Origin of the sequence: Pseudomonas sp. NFPP07 (assembly GCF_900115645.1) — a bacterium.
Taxonomy (GTDB): Bacteria; Pseudomonadota; Gammaproteobacteria; order Pseudomonadales; family Pseudomonadaceae; genus Aquipseudomonas; species Aquipseudomonas chlororaphis.
This window is the reverse complement of the sequence record NZ_FOXG01000008.1, coordinates 316351-331393: the sequence shown is the minus strand read 5'-3', so window position 1 is coordinate 331393 and position 15043 is coordinate 316351. Positions and strand designations below refer to the sequence as shown.

The 15043-nt window shown below is 61.8% G+C and carries 15 protein-coding genes; 8 read left to right on the top strand and 7 right to left on the bottom strand.

Features of this window, described 5'->3' with window-relative positions; all coding sequences use genetic code 11:
- The first annotated feature begins 35 nt into the window (after nucleotides 1–35).
- The 3 genes from BM019_RS22015 to ahpF all read left to right on the top strand — a co-directional run bounded on the left by BM019_RS22015 (nucleotide 36) and on the right by ahpF (nucleotide 3378).
- Nucleotides 36–974, top strand: coding sequence for a site-specific integrase (locus tag BM019_RS22015; RefSeq protein ID WP_092420252.1), 939 nt, complete (start codon nucleotides 36–38; stop codon nucleotides 972–974).
- Between the two features lie 151 nt (nucleotides 975–1125).
- On the top strand, nucleotides 1126–1689 hold the full coding sequence (gene ahpC, locus BM019_RS22010) for an alkyl hydroperoxide reductase subunit C (RefSeq protein ID WP_007921754.1): 564 nt from the start codon (nucleotides 1126–1128) through the stop codon (nucleotides 1687–1689).
- Nucleotides 1690–1812: 123 nt separating this feature from the next.
- Nucleotides 1813–3378 carry an alkyl hydroperoxide reductase subunit F gene (gene ahpF, locus BM019_RS22005; protein WP_092420249.1) on the top strand — a complete coding sequence of 522 codons (1566 nt, stop codon included), beginning with the start codon at nucleotides 1813–1815 and terminating at the stop codon, nucleotides 3376–3378.
- A gap of 168 nt (nucleotides 3379–3546) precedes the next feature.
- Here ahpF and gloA read toward each other — a convergent pair whose 3' ends face one another.
- The gene (gloA, locus tag BM019_RS22000; protein WP_009044216.1) at nucleotides 3547–4068 is read right to left on the bottom strand and encodes a lactoylglutathione lyase; all 522 of its coding nucleotides are present in this window, start codon (nucleotides 4066–4068) and stop codon (nucleotides 3547–3549) included.
- Nucleotides 4069–4263: 195 nt separating this feature from the next.
- On the opposite strand from gloA, the gene BM019_RS21995 reads away from it, so the two are divergent.
- Nucleotides 4264–4791 (top strand): DUF4946 domain-containing protein, encoded by a 528-nt coding sequence (locus BM019_RS21995; protein ID WP_009044215.1) that lies wholly within the window; start codon nucleotides 4264–4266, stop codon nucleotides 4789–4791.
- A gap of 216 nt (nucleotides 4792–5007) precedes the next feature.
- Here the strand turns inward: BM019_RS21995 and BM019_RS21990 are convergent, their stop codons facing one another.
- The 3 genes from BM019_RS21990 to BM019_RS21980 form a co-directional block, all read right to left on the bottom strand.
- A complete protein-coding gene (locus BM019_RS21990) occupies nucleotides 5008–5373 on the bottom strand; it encodes a histone-like nucleoid-structuring protein, MvaT/MvaU family (protein ID WP_007921761.1) in 366 nt (121 codons plus the stop codon).
- A gap of 244 nt (nucleotides 5374–5617) precedes the next feature.
- Complete coding sequence (locus BM019_RS21985; RefSeq protein WP_085530632.1) at nucleotides 5618–7156, bottom strand: EAL domain-containing protein; 1539 nt, start codon at nucleotides 7154–7156, stop codon at nucleotides 5618–5620.
- Between the two features lie 108 nt (nucleotides 7157–7264).
- Complete coding sequence (locus tag BM019_RS21980; RefSeq protein WP_092420246.1) at nucleotides 7265–8140, bottom strand: LysR family transcriptional regulator; 876 nt, start codon at nucleotides 8138–8140, stop codon at nucleotides 7265–7267.
- Nucleotides 8141–8219: 79 nt separating this feature from the next.
- On the opposite strand from BM019_RS21980, the gene BM019_RS21975 reads away from it, so the two are divergent.
- The 3 genes from BM019_RS21975 (at nucleotide 8220) to hpaR (ending at nucleotide 11065) form a co-directional block, all read left to right on the top strand.
- Nucleotides 8220–9167, top strand: a complete 948-nt coding sequence (locus BM019_RS21975) for a DMT family transporter (protein WP_092420243.1) — start codon at nucleotides 8220–8222, stop codon at nucleotides 9165–9167.
- A 254-nt stretch (nucleotides 9168–9421) separates the two neighbouring features.
- Nucleotides 9422–10498 (top strand): 4-hydroxyphenylpyruvate dioxygenase, encoded by a 1077-nt coding sequence (gene hppD / locus BM019_RS21970; protein ID WP_007921770.1) that lies wholly within the window; start codon nucleotides 9422–9424, stop codon nucleotides 10496–10498.
- A gap of 144 nt (nucleotides 10499–10642) precedes the next feature.
- The gene (gene hpaR, locus BM019_RS21965; protein WP_007921772.1) at nucleotides 10643–11065 is read left to right on the top strand and encodes a homoprotocatechuate degradation operon regulator HpaR; all 423 of its coding nucleotides are present in this window, start codon (nucleotides 10643–10645) and stop codon (nucleotides 11063–11065) included.
- A gap of 163 nt (nucleotides 11066–11228) precedes the next feature.
- Here the strand turns inward: hpaR and rarD are convergent, their stop codons facing one another.
- From rarD to BM019_RS21950, 3 genes are all read right to left on the bottom strand, one after another.
- Nucleotides 11229–12110, bottom strand: coding sequence for an EamA family transporter RarD (gene rarD / locus BM019_RS21960; RefSeq protein ID WP_092420240.1), 882 nt, complete (start codon nucleotides 12108–12110; stop codon nucleotides 11229–11231).
- A gap of 186 nt (nucleotides 12111–12296) precedes the next feature.
- A complete protein-coding gene (locus BM019_RS21955; protein ID WP_085530636.1) occupies nucleotides 12297–13304 on the bottom strand; it encodes an aldo/keto reductase in 1008 nt (335 codons plus the stop codon).
- Nucleotides 13305–13407: 103 nt separating this feature from the next.
- Nucleotides 13408–14307 (bottom strand): LysR family transcriptional regulator, encoded by a 900-nt coding sequence (locus BM019_RS21950; protein WP_085530637.1) that lies wholly within the window; start codon nucleotides 14305–14307, stop codon nucleotides 13408–13410.
- A gap of 162 nt (nucleotides 14308–14469) precedes the next feature.
- On the opposite strand from BM019_RS21950, the gene BM019_RS21945 reads away from it, so the two are divergent.
- Nucleotides 14470–14880: a VOC family protein gene (locus BM019_RS21945; RefSeq protein WP_009044207.1), complete on the top strand. Its 411-nt coding sequence runs from the start codon at nucleotides 14470–14472 to the stop codon at nucleotides 14878–14880.
- Nucleotides 14881–15043 lie beyond the last annotated feature (163 nt).

The following is a 15043-nucleotide window of genomic DNA, read 5'->3' as shown; positions in this document are numbered from 1 at the left end:
CGCCATTTCCGTACGCAAGACGAGTCGAGCAAGCCATGAGTGATCTGGATCGTTATCTGCACGCCGCGACCCGCGACAACACCCGGCGCAGTTACCGGGCGGCCATCGAGCATTTCGAGGTGACCTGGGGCGGGTTCCTGCCGGCGACCAGCGACAGCGTGGCGCGTTATCTGGCGGCGTATGCGGGGGAGCTGTCGATCAACACCCTGAAGTTGCGGCTCTCGGCCCTGGCGCAGTGGCACAACAGCCAGGGTTTCGCCGACCCGACCAAGGCCCCGGTGGTGCGCCAGGTGTTCAAGGGCATTCGCGCGCTGCACCCGGCGCAGGAAAAACAGGCCGAGCCTTTGCAGTTGCAGCATCTGGAGCAGGTAATCGCCTGGCTGGAGCAGGAAGCCAGCCAGGCCCGGCTCGATGACAACCACCCGGCGCTGCTGCGCGCGCGGCGTGACAGCGCGCTGATTCTCCTGGGATTCTGGCGCGGCTTTCGCAGCGATGAGTTGTGCCGGCTACGGATCGAGCATGTGCAGGCGGTGGCGGGTTCCGGCATCAGCCTGTATCTGCCCCGCAGCAAGAGCGACCGCGACAACCTCGGCAAGACCTGGCATACCCCGGCGCTGCGCCGGTTGTGCCCGGTCCAGGCCTATATCGAGTGGATCAGCGCCGCGGCCCTGGTGCGTGGGCCGGTGTTCCGTGGCATCGACCGCTGGGGCCATCTGAGCGAGGAGGGCCTGCACGCCAATAGCGTGATCCCGTTATTGCGCCAGGCGCTGGAGCGCGCCGGGGTCGCCGCAGACCAGTACACCAGCCACTCCCTGCGCCGCGGCTTTGCCACCTGGGCCCACCGCAGCGGCTGGGACCTCAAGTCGCTGATGAGCTATGTCGGCTGGAAGGACATCAAGTCGGCCATGCGTTACGTCGAGGCCAGCCCATTTCTCGGCATGGCCCTGACCCAGGAAAAGCCGATCGGCGAGTAAATACGCATTTCTTCTATTAATACTGCGCGCTAATAGCCAAACCTAATCAGCAGCATCAGCTTTGCCAATGAGCCTTGGCTGGGAGCATTGGTTAGGATTCTCCCCATCAAGTTTTCAACCCAAGTTTTTACCCACTGATGGAGAATCACCGATGCCTATCATCAACAGCCAAGTCAAACCGTTCAAAGCAACCGCCTTCAAGAATGGCGAGTTCATCGAAGTGTCGGACGCCACCCTGAAAGGCAAATGGTCCGTCGTGTTCTTCTACCCGGCTGACTTCACCTTCGTTTGCCCAACCGAGCTGGAAGACCTGGCAGACAACTACGCCGAATTCCAGAAACTGGGCGTGGAAATCTACAGCGTTTCGACCGACACCCACTTCGCCCACGCTGCCTGGCACAACACTTCGCCAGCCATCGGCAAGATCCGCTACACCATGATCGGCGACCCGACCCTGGCCATCTCCCGCAACTTCGACGTGCTGATCGAAGAAGCCGGTCTGGCTGACCGTGGCACCTTCGTGATCAACCCTGAAGGCCAGATCAAGATCGTTGAAATCAACGACGGCGGTGTTGGTCGTGACGCTTCCGAGCTGCTGCGCAAGATCAAGGCCGCTCAATACGTCGCTGCCCACCCAGGCGAAGTCTGCCCAGCCAAGTGGAAAGAAGGCGAGGCTACCCTGGCTCCTTCCCTGGACCTGGTCGGCAAGATCTAAGCCTGTGACTCGCTACAGCAGGGCGGACCGCCGCACCTAAGTCAGTTGCACCGCCCTCAAGAACGCCCGGGCGAGATTCGCTCGGGCGTTTTTTTTCGATCTGAATAAAAGGAAATCGCCCGTATGTTGGACGCCAATCTTAAAGCCCAGTTGAAGTCATACCTGGAACGGGTCACCCAGCCGATCGAGATCGTTGCCTCTCTCGACGACGGTGCGAAATCCCAGGAAATGCTCGAATTGCTGAAAGACGTTGCCAGTCTTTCCAGCCAGATTACCTTGCTCGACAACGGTAACGATGTTCGTAAACCATCGTTCTCGATCAATCGCCCGGGAAGCGATATCAGCCTGCGTTTCGCCGGTATCCCCATGGGCCACGAATTCACTTCCCTGGTGCTGGCCTTGCTGCAAGTCGGCGGCCACCCCTCGAAAGCCAGTGCCGAAGTGATCGAACAGATCCGCGCCCTCAAAGGTGAGTTCAACTTCGAGACTTACTTCTCGCTGTCCTGCCAGAACTGCCCGGACGTGGTCCAGGCGCTGAACCTGATGGCGGTGCTGAACCCGAACATCCGCCACGTCGCCATCGACGGCGCGCTGTTCCAGGACGAAGTCAACGATCGCAAGATCATGGCGGTCCCCAGTGTCTACCTCAATGGCGTGAACTTCGGCCAGGGCCGCATGGGCCTGGAAGAAATCCTCGGCAAGCTCGACACCGGGGCCATCGAAAAACAGGCGGAAAAAATCAGTGCCAAGGACGCCTTCGACGTCCTGGTGGTCGGCGGTGGCCCGGCCGGTGCGTCGGCGGCGATCTACGCGGCCCGTAAAGGCATCCGTACCGGTGTCGCGGCCGAGCGTTTCGGCGGCCAGGTGCTGGACACCATGGCCATCGAGAACTTTGTCTCGGTCCAGGAAACCGAAGGGCCGAAACTGGCCAGCGCCCTGGAAGAGCACGTTCGCCAGTACGACGTCGACATCATGAACCTGCAACGCGCCAGCGCGCTGGTGCCGGCCAAGGAAGTCGGCGGCCTGCACGAAGTGCGTTTCGAAAGCGGCGCGAGCCTCAAGGCCAAGTCGCTGATCCTGGCCACCGGTGCCCGCTGGCGCGAGATGGGTGTGCCCGGCGAGCAGGAATACAAGGCCAAGGGTGTGTGCTTCTGCCCGCACTGCGACGGCCCGCTGTTCAAGGGCAAGCGCGTGGCGGTGATCGGTGGCGGTAACTCCGGCGTCGAAGCGGCCATCGACCTGGCGGGTATCGTCAGCCACGTGACCCTGCTGGAGTTCGACAGCAAGTTGCGCGCCGATGCCGTGCTGCAACGCAAGCTGTACAGCCTGGCGAACGTCAACGTGATCACCAGCGCGCTGACCAGCGAAGTCAAGGGTGACGGCCAGAAGGTCACCGGCCTGGTGTACAAGGACCGCGATTCGGGCGAGTTCAACACCGTCGACCTGGAAGGTATCTTCGTGCAGATCGGCCTGTTGCCGAACACCGACTGGCTCAAGGGCACCGTCGAGCTGTCGCCCCGTGGCGAGATCATTGTCGATGCCCGTGGCGAGACTTCGCTGCCCGGCGTGTTTGCCGCCGGTGACGTGACCACCGTGCCGTACAAGCAGATCGTGATCGCGGTAGGCGAGGGTGCCAAGGCCTCGCTGAGCGCCTTCGACCACCTGATCCGCACCTCCGCACCGGCCTGAGTCGACCGCGGAAAAAACAAAACCCCATGAGCCTTGGCTCATGGGGTTTTTTATTTGCACCCGTCGCTTCTGTAGGAGAGAAGCCTGCTCGCGATCAACGATGACGCGGTGGATCAATCAAGCCGCTGCCTGTCTAGGCACGTCTTGCTCCTGCAGGATAAACGCGAGTTACAGCGGTGCCGGCTGGATGATTTCAACCCAGTAGCCGTCCGGATCCTTGATAAAGGCCAGGCTCTTCATGCGGCCGTCGTTCAGGCGCTTCTGGAAATCGCAGCCCAGGGCTTCGAAGCGCTCGCAGGCGGCGACGATATCCGGCACCGAAATGCAGATGTGGCCAAAGCCGCGCGGGTCGGTGTTGCCGTTGTGATAGGCGAAGTCCGCATCGTTCTCGGTGCCGTGGTTGTGGGTCAGCTCGAGGATGCCGGGGATCGACTTCATCCACTCGGTACGGGCTGCGGCGTCGGTCGGGATCTGCGCCTTGTCCACCAGGGCGAGGAAGTACAGGCTGAATTCGGCTTCGGGGAAGTCGCGTTTTTCCACTAGCGAGAAACCCAGGACCCGGGTGTAGAAGTCCAGGGACTTGGTGATGTCCTTGACCCGCAGCATGGTGTGGTTGAACACGAAGTTGGCGGTGGCGGTGTCGGGCTGGGCGGTTACGCCGGGGAAAGTATTGAGTTCGTGCAGGCTCATGGGCCCTCCGGAAAAGAAGTGGGCAAGAATACTCATGCTAATGAGCCCCTTGGCTTGCAGGGCTTCGGGCGTCCTTGCGGTCGGGTAATGATACGCAAGAGCGGCAGGGCGCACCAAACACAAAGCTACGAATCTGTTGCCCGATACTCGTGCCAGCCTCAGACTTCAAGGCTCGTCCCTTACGTGTTCATGACCATGCGCTTATCGTTCAAAACCCTGTGTCTGCTTGCCCCCTGGCTTCTGATTCCGGCCCTGGCCGAGGCGGCGGACCCGGTGATCACCTGGCCCAGCGGTTGGCAGATCGAAGAGTTGCCACAGGCGCAAGAACAACCGGCCAAGGTATTCCGCCAGCGTGCGGTGAAGAACGATGCCGGCGGCACGCCGCTGATGGTCATGGAGTTGACCATGACTCAAGTTGAAAGCGGACATCAGGTCAATCTGCAGGCGGTCTTGCTGGAAATGCGCAAGTCGGTGCAGAAGGACTTCGGGCGCGGCGGTTATCAAAGTGTATGCACGCGTATTCATGACACGACATTGAGTCGCCTGGCGGCGCTGGAAACCACTTGCACCATTACCGAAAACGGCCGTCATGTGTTGTCGCAAACACTGGTGGCGGCTGTCGATGGCGATAAGGCCTATGTATTGTCTTATGCCGGACAGGCTGCGGTTTATGCCGAAAGTCAGGAGGAAATCCGTGGGGTGCGAAGTAGCCTGAAACTTTAGCGGGGTGCTACGTCGGCCAGCACAGCTCATGCATTTGAACTAAGTACAAAGTTGTAGGGTCGAGCGCGGGATTGGGTACGTAGCTGCAGTTTCGGCTGGGTGTTTATTGCCGCCCAGGCAATCCAGGGCTTGCAACTTATTCGATTTCGAAACAAAGCGCCTTCGCTTAAAGCTAAAGACCCTGCATTGGCAGGGTCTTTTATATACATCGGTTGCTTAACCGCGCAGCCAGGAATCTACAGTGGCGGCGCCGTACTGTTCTTTCCAGGCTTTAAGGCCACGGTGATTGCCGCCCTTGGTTTCGATCAACTCGCCGGTGTGCGGGTTCTGGTAAACCTTGACCACGCGTGCACGACGGGTTTTCGGCGCGCCCGAGAGCGGCAGAGCGGATTTGCCCGGATTAGGATCGAGAATGGCGATAATGTCGCGCAGGCTTTTGCCGTAGGTCTTCATCAGGCCCTGGAGCTTTTCTTCGAACTCGATTTCTTTCTTGAGTCCGGCGTCGTTCTTCAGGGATTCCAGCTGGGCAAGCTGTTCTTGAAGGGCCTTTTCTGCTGCACGAAATTCAGCGAGTCTGGACAATATCTTTACTCCAATAGTGTATTTGGCTGATACCAACCGCAAACAAAGCTATAAGCCAAGAGCCTTAGAACGACTCGATTATAATGGCCCACCTGTGAATCTTGTACAGGCTTGAAAAATTGTAGTAGTTAATCTGGCGCAAGTAAATCACGTCGTTGTTGATGCACACAATTTGTCATCTTCTGATTCAAATTGGTGCGCGAAACAATTACCGAGTTCAATAAATCTTCATGAAAATGGCTATTTAGTGGCGCGCCAGTGCTTGTAGGAACTCTTCCCCGGGCATTGGCCTGCCGAATAAGTAGCCCTGCAGGAAGTCGACGCCATGGGCGGCCAGATAGTCCTGTTGTTCCACTGTTTCCACGCCCTCGGCGACTATCCCCAGTTCGAGCTTGCCCGAGAGTTCGATGATGCTGTCGAGTATGTGCCGGGACAGGGCGTCGACTCCAATCATGGCCACGAAGCTCTGGTCGATCTTCAGGTAATCGACATTGAACTTGCGCAAGTAACCCAGGCTTGAATGGCCGGTACCGAAGTCGTCGATGGCGATCATCACCCCCAACTTGTGCAGTTCCTCGAACAGGCTGTGGGTGATCGCGGTCGGTTCTATCAGTTCGCGTTCGGTCAGTTCCAGGACCAGCCTCACCTTGCCCGGCGGGAACATGCCGAGAAACTGCCGGCAGTCCTCCAGCAGTTCCAGGTCCTGGCAATGGCTGGCGGTGATATTGATGCCGATATGAAAGTCGTCGATGAAGGCGGGGGCGTGGGGCGCCAGCAACAGGGCGGTCTGCTGCATCAGCGAACGGGTCATGGGCACGATCAGGCCGGAGTGCTCGGCGAAGGGAATGAACAGGTCCGGACGCACCAGGCCTTCCCGGGGATGTTTCCAGCGCATCAGCACTTCGATGCCGGCCCACTGTTTCGTGTCGCCGCGGACCACGGGCTGGAAGTACGGGATGAACTCCGCCGCTTCCAGGGCGCGTTGCAGTTCATGGCTGGGCGACGATGAGCGCTTTTGCAGCCAGTGGCCAAGGGCCGCCGCCAGCGCCCCGAAGAAGATCAGCAGGCTGAACAGGGCAGGGTACTGGGACTTCATGTAGAGCCAGATATCGCCCTCGGGAAACCCCGCGTTGACGCTGTAGGGGTAGCGCGAAGAAGCCATCTGATAAGGGGCGACCGGGGGCGGCGGAGCAATGGATTCATGGACCTGGCCGTCGTCGGCCAGCCAGTAGGGGCCGACTTGCAGTTGCAGCTCGGCAAAGCGGCTGATCAGGCGCAAGGCATTGCTCAGGTGATAGCCGTCGATGGTGGCCAGGACCGCGCGTTCACCCTCTTGCAGGCGATAGACCAGCAGCGCGGTATCGGGCGTGACCGGGTTGCCGTTCATCAACCACAGCTTGCCGTCGACATAGTCCGCCGGGTCCAGCACGAACGAGGATGGGCCGATCAGCGAACTGCAATAGTTGTCATTGCGCCACACCAGATTGGTCGAGCGCACGAACGGGCGGCGGGTCACCTGCTCGCGCAGGGCCAGTTGCCGGAAGTCGTCGCAGGGCTGGCCGACTTGCGCCATCAGCGTCCGGGCGGCGAGGTCGGCGTTGTCGAGCATCAGGTCGAACTGGCGGATCGCTTCCTCGGCGGTCTGCTGGCTGCTGTGAGTCAGCGCGCGCTCGGCCTGCATATAAAGGATCGCCACGCCCAGCACCACCGGCAGCAAGCCGATCAGCAAGGTTCGCAGGTTGCGGGTGGACCGTTTCAATGGGCCTTTGGCGGTCAATGGCATGGACGAAAAACCTGTGGCGAAATGGAAGCCAGAAAACACTCAAAAGCCGGTGGACGGTCCGGCGGCATCCGGTCCATGGGCATGATAGACGGTGGCCCCGGGTTGCGCTCAGTCACCGTGATACAGGCTGCGCGCCTGCTCGATAAAGGCCAGGGTCGCTGGTGACGATTGCCGCCGGTCCAGCACCGCCAGCCCTACCTGGCGCCGGGCGGGAGGTGACAGCGGCTTGATCAGGTAGCGCGGGTCGCTGGCCTCGGGCAGCGACAATTGTGCGACCAGGGCCAGGGCCTCGCCGCGGGCCACGGTCTCCAGGGTGCTGAGCAGTTGCGAGCTGCGATAGCGGATGTTGGGGCTGAGCCTGGCCGCGAGGAACAGCCGGGAAACCAGCTCGGCGGAACCGGCCTCGGTGAGGATGAACGGGTCGTCGCACAGCTCGGCGAGACTCAGCGAGTCCTTGCTGGCCAGCCCATGCTGGCTGGGGATCAGCGCCACCATCTGGTCTTCCACCAGGGCGAAGCAGTCGAAGCGTTCCTGGGGCAGTACCACGAAACCGACATCGATGCGCCGTTCCTCCAGCCATTGCAGTACCTGGCGGTCGGGCCCCTCGTCGATGTGCACCTCGATACCGGGATGAGCCGCGCGGTAACGCTGGAGGATTGCCGGCAGCAGTTTCATCGACGAAGTCGGGCCGAACGAGCCGATGCGCAAGGTGCCGCGTTTCATGCCGCGGGCGTCGGCGGCTTCCTGTTCCATGGTGGCGGCCAGGCCGAGGATGGCGCGGGCCCGCAGCAACAATTGCTGGCCGATATCGGTGAGCTCCACCAGCGACTGATGCCGGCGGATCAGCTCGACCCCCAACTCCTGCTCCAGGGACTTGAGCGCATGGGACACCGCGGACTGGCTGATGCCCAGCCGGCTGGCGGCGCTGGTGAAACCGCGTAGTTCGGCCACCAGGGAGAAGATCTGCAGTTGGCTCAGGGTCATGAGTAAAAGCTCATTTTACGATGATCGGGCATTAGTCGAAGAATACCCGAACCTTCCTTTATCCGCGCCTCGGGGCCTTATGAAAACTGTCGATCAAACCTGTGCCGGGCCTTCCGATTGGCCGGTGTATTGCAAACTGGCGGCGGTCGCCATGATCTGGGGCGGCACCTTTGTCGCCGGACGCCTGCTGGCCGGCACCCTGGAGCCTTTGCTGGCTGCCAGCCTGCGTTTTCTCCTGGCCAGCCTGGCCTTGCTGCTGTTCATGACGATCGCCCGGATTGCCCTGGTGCGCCCGAGCCTGGCGCAGTTCGCCCAGCTGGCGCTGCTGGGGTTTTTCGGGATCTTTTTCTACAACCTGTGTTTCTTCGAGGGCCTGCAGTCGATCAATGCCTCGCGTGCCTCGTTGATCGTCGCCCTCAATCCGGCGGTGATCGCCCTGGCGTCCTGGGCGCTGTTCAAGGAGCGCTTGAGTGGCGCCAAGCTGTTCGGCATTGCCTTGTGCCTGGGTGGAGCGGGGATGGTGATCCTCAGCCGCGACCCGGGGGCCTTGTCCAGCGGGCCGGGCAGTTGGCGTGGGGACCTGCTGATTTTCGGCTGCGTGCTGGGCTGGGGCGTCTATTCGTTGTTTTCGCGCACCCTGAACCAGACCCTGGGCCCGTTGCAGACCGTGACCTATTCGATCCTGCTGGGCACGGCAATGCTCTGCAGCACCGCGGCCCTGCGTGGCGAGGTACGGCTCGAAGCGCTGGCGAGCCTGACCCTGGAGCAGGGCCTGAGTTTGTTGTACCTCGGCGTGCTGGGCTCGGCCCTGGCGTATATCTGGTATTACGACGGCCTGCGCAAGATCGGCGCGACCCGCTCGGGGGTGTTTATCGCGCTCAATCCGCTGACCGCGGTGATCCTTGGCGCGCTGCTGCTGGACGAACGCCTGAACCTGGCCATGTGCCTGGGCGGCGGGCTGATCCTGTGGGGCATCTACCAGTGCAACAAACCCCTTGCGAGCCTGGAAAAAAAGCGGATTTTATAGAGAGTGCGGACAAACAGTTTTACGCTGTGTAGAATCTGGTTACGCATACAATAATAAAGTCTTCTGGCAGCAGAAGCCTCGCCCCCCAGCCGGTAAGACAAGGGTCGACATGAAGATTCTCGGGTTTCAACTGATTTATGGTGACTTCCTCGCCCGCAGCGTGCGGGGTATCTCCTGCGCGCCACCTGCCTTCCTCAGCATTGCCAGCCACTGACGATCCGTTAATTCCAAAAGCAATGATGAGGCGCCAAACCATGGCAGATATCTTCGAAAACCCGATGGGCCTGATGGGCTTTGAATTCATCGAATTCGCATCGCCGACCCCCAATACCCTCGAGCCGATCTTCGAGATCATGGGTTTCAGCAAAGTCGCGACCCACCGTTCCAAAGACGTGCACCTTTATCGCCAGGGCGCAATCAACCTGATCCTCAATAACGAGCCCCACAGCGTCGCTTCGTACTTCGCCGCCGAGCACGGTCCGTCGGTGTGCGGCATGGCGTTCCGCGTCAAGGATTCGCAAAAGGCCTACAAGCGTGCCCTGGAACTCGGCGCCCAGCCGATCCACATCGAAACCGGCCCGATGGAGCTGAACCTGCCGGCGATCAAAGGCATCGGCGGCGCGCCGCTGTACCTGATCGACCGCTTCGGCGAAGGCAGCTCGATCTATGACATCGACTTCGTGTTCCTGGAAGGCGTCGACCGTCATCCAAAAGGCGCCGGCCTGAAGATCATCGACCACCTGACCCACAACGTGTACCGCGGGCGCATGGCTTACTGGGCCGGTTTCTACGAGAAGCTGTTCAACTTCCGCGAGATCCGTTACTTCGACATCAAGGGCGAATACACCGGCCTGACCTCCAAGGCCATGACCGCGCCCGATGGCATGATCCGCATCCCGCTGAACGAAGAGTCGTCCAAGGGCGCCGGGCAGATCGAAGAGTTCCTGATGCAGTTCAACGGCGAGGGCATCCAGCACGTGGCCTTCCTCACCGACGACCTGATCAAGACCTGGGATCAGTTGAAGAAGATCGGCATGCGCTTCATGACCGCGCCACCGGATACCTACTACGAAATGCTCGAAGGCCGCCTGCCGAACCACGGCGAGCCGGTGAACGAGCTGCAGTCGCGGGGCATCCTGCTGGACGGCTCCTCGGAAGAGGGCGACAAGCGCCTGCTGCTGCAGATCTTCTCGGAAACCCTGATGGGCCCGGTGTTCTTCGAATTCATCCAGCGTAAAGGCGACGATGGTTTCGGCGAAGGCAACTTCAAGGCTCTGTTCGAATCGATCGAGCGCGACCAGGTCCGTCGTGGCGTGCTGTCCACCGACTAAGCCGCAGGCGGCCTGACAATCGAGCCCGGTCGGGGCATTCTCGACCGGGCTTTTTCTTGCCTGTCGGTTGGCGATTGTGAATGTGTTAATGTTCGGCCTTTGTGGCGCTCCGCGTCGCCATCCAGCCCTGTGAACGACCCGCACATGACCAACCCAAGACCTTCCCTGACATTGACCCTGCTTCAGGCCCGCGAAGCGGCCATGGCGTTTTTTCGCCCATCCCTCAACCAGCACGACCTGACCGAGCAGCAGTGGCGGGTGATCCGCATCCTGCGCCAGAACGGCGAACTGGAAAGTCATCAGCTGGCGAAAATGGCCTGCATCCTGCCGCCGAGCATGACGGGCGTGCTGACCCGCCTGGAGCGTGACGAATACGTCAGCCGGCGCAAATCCCCCGAGGACCAGCGTCGCCTGTTCATCACCCTGACGGAAAAGGGCGAGGCCTGTTTCGAATCCATGAGCGGCGATATGGAAATCAACTACCAGCGCATCCAGCAGCAGTTCGGCGAGGAGAAGATGCAGGCCTTGCTGGCCCTGCTCAACGAACTGAAGCAGATCAAACCCTGATGCCCAACGCGGACCGATAGCCGCTGCCGCAGGCTGCGAACGAGGCCGCAGGACTCGCCATCGGCCTTGATGCGATCTGTCGGGGAGTCCGCGTCTTCTGTCGCGGCCGCTTCGCACGGAGTGCCGCCCAGACCGATCGCAGCCTGCGGCAGCGGCTACAGTTTCAGCTTCTGCGCTGACGCATCAGATGCTTGAACCCCTCGTACACCAGCACCAGCACCGCCAGCCAGATCGGCAGGTAGGTCAGCCATTCCCCGGCCTGGATGCTTTCTCCCAGCAGCAGGGCCACGGCCAGCAGCAACACCGGTTCGACATAGCTCAACAAGCCGAACAGGCTGAAGGGCAGCAGGCGGCTGGCGATGATATAGGCCACCAGCGCCGAAGCACTGATCAACCCCAGCAACGGAATCAGCAGGTACAGCCAGGGGTGTTGATCGACCACGGCAAAACCCTGCTCGCCGCTTTGCACGAACCACAGCGCGATCGGCAGCAGCAGGGCCATATCGAGCCACAGGCCGCCCAGGTTGTCGGCGGCCAGGCGTTTGCGCAGCACGAAATAGACGGGATAACCGATGGCCACCACGAGCGTCGCCCAGGAAAAACTGCCCACCTGATACAGCTCATTGAGCACCCCCAGGGTCGCCAGGCCGGCGGCGATCTTTTGTAGCCGCGACAGCTGTTCGCCATAGACGATGCGCCCGGTCAGGACCATGGTCAGCGGCAGCAGAAAATACCCCAGCGACACATCCAGGCTGTAGCCATTCAAGGGTGCCCACATGAACAGCCACAGCTGTACCCCGAGCAGCGCCGCGGACAGCGGCAGCGCCAGCAGCAGAAGCGGTTGGCCCAGCAGTCTCTTGAGGATGGCGCCGACATGCCGCCATTCGCCGCTCACCAGCATGAATACGGTCATGCATGGGGCGGTCAGCAGCATGCGCCAGCCGAAAATCTCCACCCCGGTCAGCGGGGCCAGCAAGGAGGTGTAGAAATACATGACGGCAAACAGCACCGACGCCAAGACCGATAGAGCAATACCTTTAGACAAGCTGTCCTCGTGTGACCTGAACCAGGCAAATGGGATGGAGGGAAAAACTGCGGGGAATATAGAGGGTTTGGCGCGAGACGTTTACTCGGATTTATCGCAAGTTGCGGGAAAATATCCCGTTTGCCGCCACTGGCCGGCAGTGGGGCAGCGGGTGGCCCGCGGAAGGGGCCACCGCTGTGGGGGAGGTCAGCGTGGCGTGCGTCCGGAGACGAAGTGGCTGACGTCGTTGAAGCCCGGGGTCGAGGCATGCCCCGGAGTGACCAGCGAATCGATGAAGGCTTCATCCTCGGCGCTGATCTTCACGTCCAGCGCCTTGATATAGGCGTCCCACTGTTCCTCGGTGCGCGGGCCGACGATTGCTGAGCTGACAGCGGCATTGTTCAGCACCCAGGCAATGGCGAACTCGACCATGCCGACCCCGCGCCCCTGGGTGTACTGCTGGATCTGCTGGGCAATGCGCAGCGACTCGACGCGCCATTCGGTTTCCAGGATGCGTTTGTCCTGGCGCCCGGCGCGGCTGTTGCTGTCGGGGGCGACATCCGGCGCGTACTTGCCGCTGAGCACGCCACGGGCCAGCGGGCTGTAGGGCACCACGCCGAGCCCGTAGGCCTGGGCCGCGGTGATCTGTTCGGTCTCGGCCTGGCGGTTGACGATGTTGTACAGCGGCTGGCTGATCACCGGCCGGTCGACGCCGAGCCGATCGGCGACGCGGATCACCTCGGCGATGCGCCAGCCACGGTAGTTGGACAGGCCCCAGTAGCGGATCTTGCCCTGGCGCAGCAGGTCGCCGATGGCCGACACCGTGACGTCCAGCGGCGTGTTGTGGTCTTCGCGGTGCAGGTAGTAGATGTCGATGTAATCGGTGCCCAGGCGGGTCAGGCTGGCGTCGATGCCATTGAATATGTGCTTGCGGCTCAGGCCGCTGCGGTTGGGCACGCCATCGACGGGGCCGAAGCCGACCTTGGTCGCCAGCACCCAGTGGTCACGCTGGCTGGCGATGGCTTCGCCGACGATCTCTTCGGAGCGGCCGCTGGTGTAGACGTCGGCGGTGTCGATGAAATTGATGCCCTGGTCCCAGGCCTTGTCGATGATGCGCAGGGAGTCCTCGGTACTGGTCTGTTCGCCGAACATCATGGTGCCGAGGGTCAGGGGGGACACGTGCAGCCCGGAATGGCCGAGGATGCGATAGCTCATGTACGAAATCCTTGTGCGTGAGGTAAGGCCGGCGCGACAGCGGCCAGCGACCGGTCATGGGACGCCCATCAAATACCAGAACGGGCGTAGGGGGCAATCTGAATTATCCGGCCAGCAGCTGGCAGCGGGTCTGCAAAAAGCGTTGCAGCACCTTCACCCGTTCCGAGACCTGCAAACGGTGCGGGCACAACAGGTTGAGCGGCACGCTTTCGCCCTGCCAATCGCCGAGCAGGGGCACCAGGCGCCCGGCGCGGATGTCGCTGGCCACGTCGAGCCAGGCCTTGTAGGCAATGCCGTGGCCGGCCAGGGCCCAGCGCCGCGCCACGTCGCCGTCGTCGCTGAGGTAGTCGCCGCGCACCTGGACCTCCTGCACCTCGCCGTCGCGGCTGAAATGCCAGCTGTTGTAGGGGCGACCGTTGCGCAGGTAGATCAGGGCACTGTGCTCGCCCAGTTCGGCGGGCGTCTGCGGGGTGCCGTGGCGCGCCAGGTAATCGGGGCTGGCGCAGGCCAGCCGGTGATGCCGCGGCAGGATCGGCAGGGCCACCAGGCTGGAATCGCTGGGCACGCCGAAGCGCAGGGCGACGTCGACGGTCTCGCGGAACAGGTCGCTGTGCCGGTCGTTGAGCAACAGTTGCAGGCGGATATGCGGGTGTTCGCGCTTGAAGTCGTCCAGCCAGGGCAGCAGCAGGTTGCGCCCGAAGTCCGACGGCGCCGCCAGTTGCAGCACGCCGCTGAGGCCCTGGCTCTGTTGCTTCAGGGCCTGTTCGCCCTCCGCCAGGGCCGCCAGCGCCACGCGCACGCTGTCCAGATAACGCCGGCCTTCTTCGGTAAGGCGCATGCTGCGGGTCGAACGCGCCAGCAAGCGCATGCCCAGGCGGGTTTCCAGGCGCTTGAGGGCGATGCTGGCGGCGGCGGGGGTCAACTCCAGGCTGCGGGCGGCGGCGGAAATGCTGCCGGAATCGGCGGTGCGGACGAAGACTTCAAGGTCGAGAATCGAGCTCATTGCTAAAAATCCTTTAAAGATCCTTGCGTTTTACCGGGATTTTTCCTCGATTATCAAGCTGAGAATATGCAGTCACTTTCCATCGCATCAGAGTGACCTCATGAAAACGCTCAGTACGTACTTGCCGGATCGCACCGCCGTCATCGGTGGTGGAGGTGTGTCATGACCTGGCACTTCGACCATCTGGCCTTCAACACCGCCGAGGGCGATGCCTTGCAGCAGGCATTCCAGGCCCTGCTCGGGCTGCAGGCTGGGCGGCGCCCGCCGTTTCCCTTTCCCGGGCGCTGGCTGTACCAGGACGCGCAGGCGCTGGTGCACGTGATCGAACAACCGACCTTCGCCGAGACCGCGCTCAGCCATATCGCCTTCAGGACCGAGGAGGATGCCGCGCAGGTATTGCAGCGGGTCCAGGCCAGCGGCCTGCCGCATCAGGTGGCGCAAGTACCGCAGGACGGCACCTGGCAGATTTTCGTGCGGATACCGGGTGGCCTGGTGCTGGAGCTGGATGCACCGGCGGGCGGGCAACTGGACGCCGATTACCGTTACAAGGCCGACGGCGGAGCGCCGGCTTGAGACTGTAGCGCGGCCTCAAGGGCGGCGCCCGCTGCGCGGTCGTACGCAGCCTGCGGCAGCGGCTACGGGTATCGCGGTGTACTGCACGTTGGCGCCCGACACCTGACGATGTAGCCGCTGCCGAAGGCTGCGCAAGGTCCGCAGGACCTCCTGCGATCTCGAG

Coding starts and splice junctions, on each gene's coding strand:
- BM019_RS21950 (WP_085530637.1), bottom strand. CDS start 14,307: ATGAGCTCGATTCTCGACCTTGAAGTCTTCGTCCGCACCGCCGATTCC.
- hppD (WP_007921770.1), top strand. CDS start 9,422: ATGGCAGATATCTTCGAAAACCCGATGGGCCTGATGGGCTTTGAATTC.
- BM019_RS21985 (WP_085530632.1), bottom strand. CDS start 7,156: ATGCCATTGACCGCCAAAGGCCCATTGAAACGGTCCACCCGCAACCTG.
- gloA (WP_009044216.1), bottom strand. CDS start 4,068: ATGAGCCTGCACGAACTCAATACTTTCCCCGGCGTAACCGCCCAGCCC.
- ahpF (WP_092420249.1), top strand. CDS start 1,813: ATGTTGGACGCCAATCTTAAAGCCCAGTTGAAGTCATACCTGGAACGG.
- BM019_RS21955 (WP_085530636.1), bottom strand. CDS start 13,304: ATGAGCTATCGCATCCTCGGCCATTCCGGGCTGCACGTGTCCCCCCTG.
- ahpC (WP_007921754.1), top strand. CDS start 1,126: ATGCCTATCATCAACAGCCAAGTCAAACCGTTCAAAGCAACCGCCTTC.
- BM019_RS21975 (WP_092420243.1), top strand. CDS start 8,220: ATGAAAACTGTCGATCAAACCTGTGCCGGGCCTTCCGATTGGCCGGTG.
- hpaR (WP_007921772.1), top strand. CDS start 10,643: ATGACCAACCCAAGACCTTCCCTGACATTGACCCTGCTTCAGGCCCGC.
- BM019_RS21995 (WP_009044215.1), top strand. CDS start 4,264: ATGCGCTTATCGTTCAAAACCCTGTGTCTGCTTGCCCCCTGGCTTCTG.
- BM019_RS21980 (WP_092420246.1), bottom strand. CDS start 8,140: ATGACCCTGAGCCAACTGCAGATCTTCTCCCTGGTGGCCGAACTACGC.
- BM019_RS22015 (WP_092420252.1), top strand. CDS start 36: ATGAGTGATCTGGATCGTTATCTGCACGCCGCGACCCGCGACAACACC.
- BM019_RS21945 (WP_009044207.1), top strand. CDS start 14,470: ATGACCTGGCACTTCGACCATCTGGCCTTCAACACCGCCGAGGGCGAT.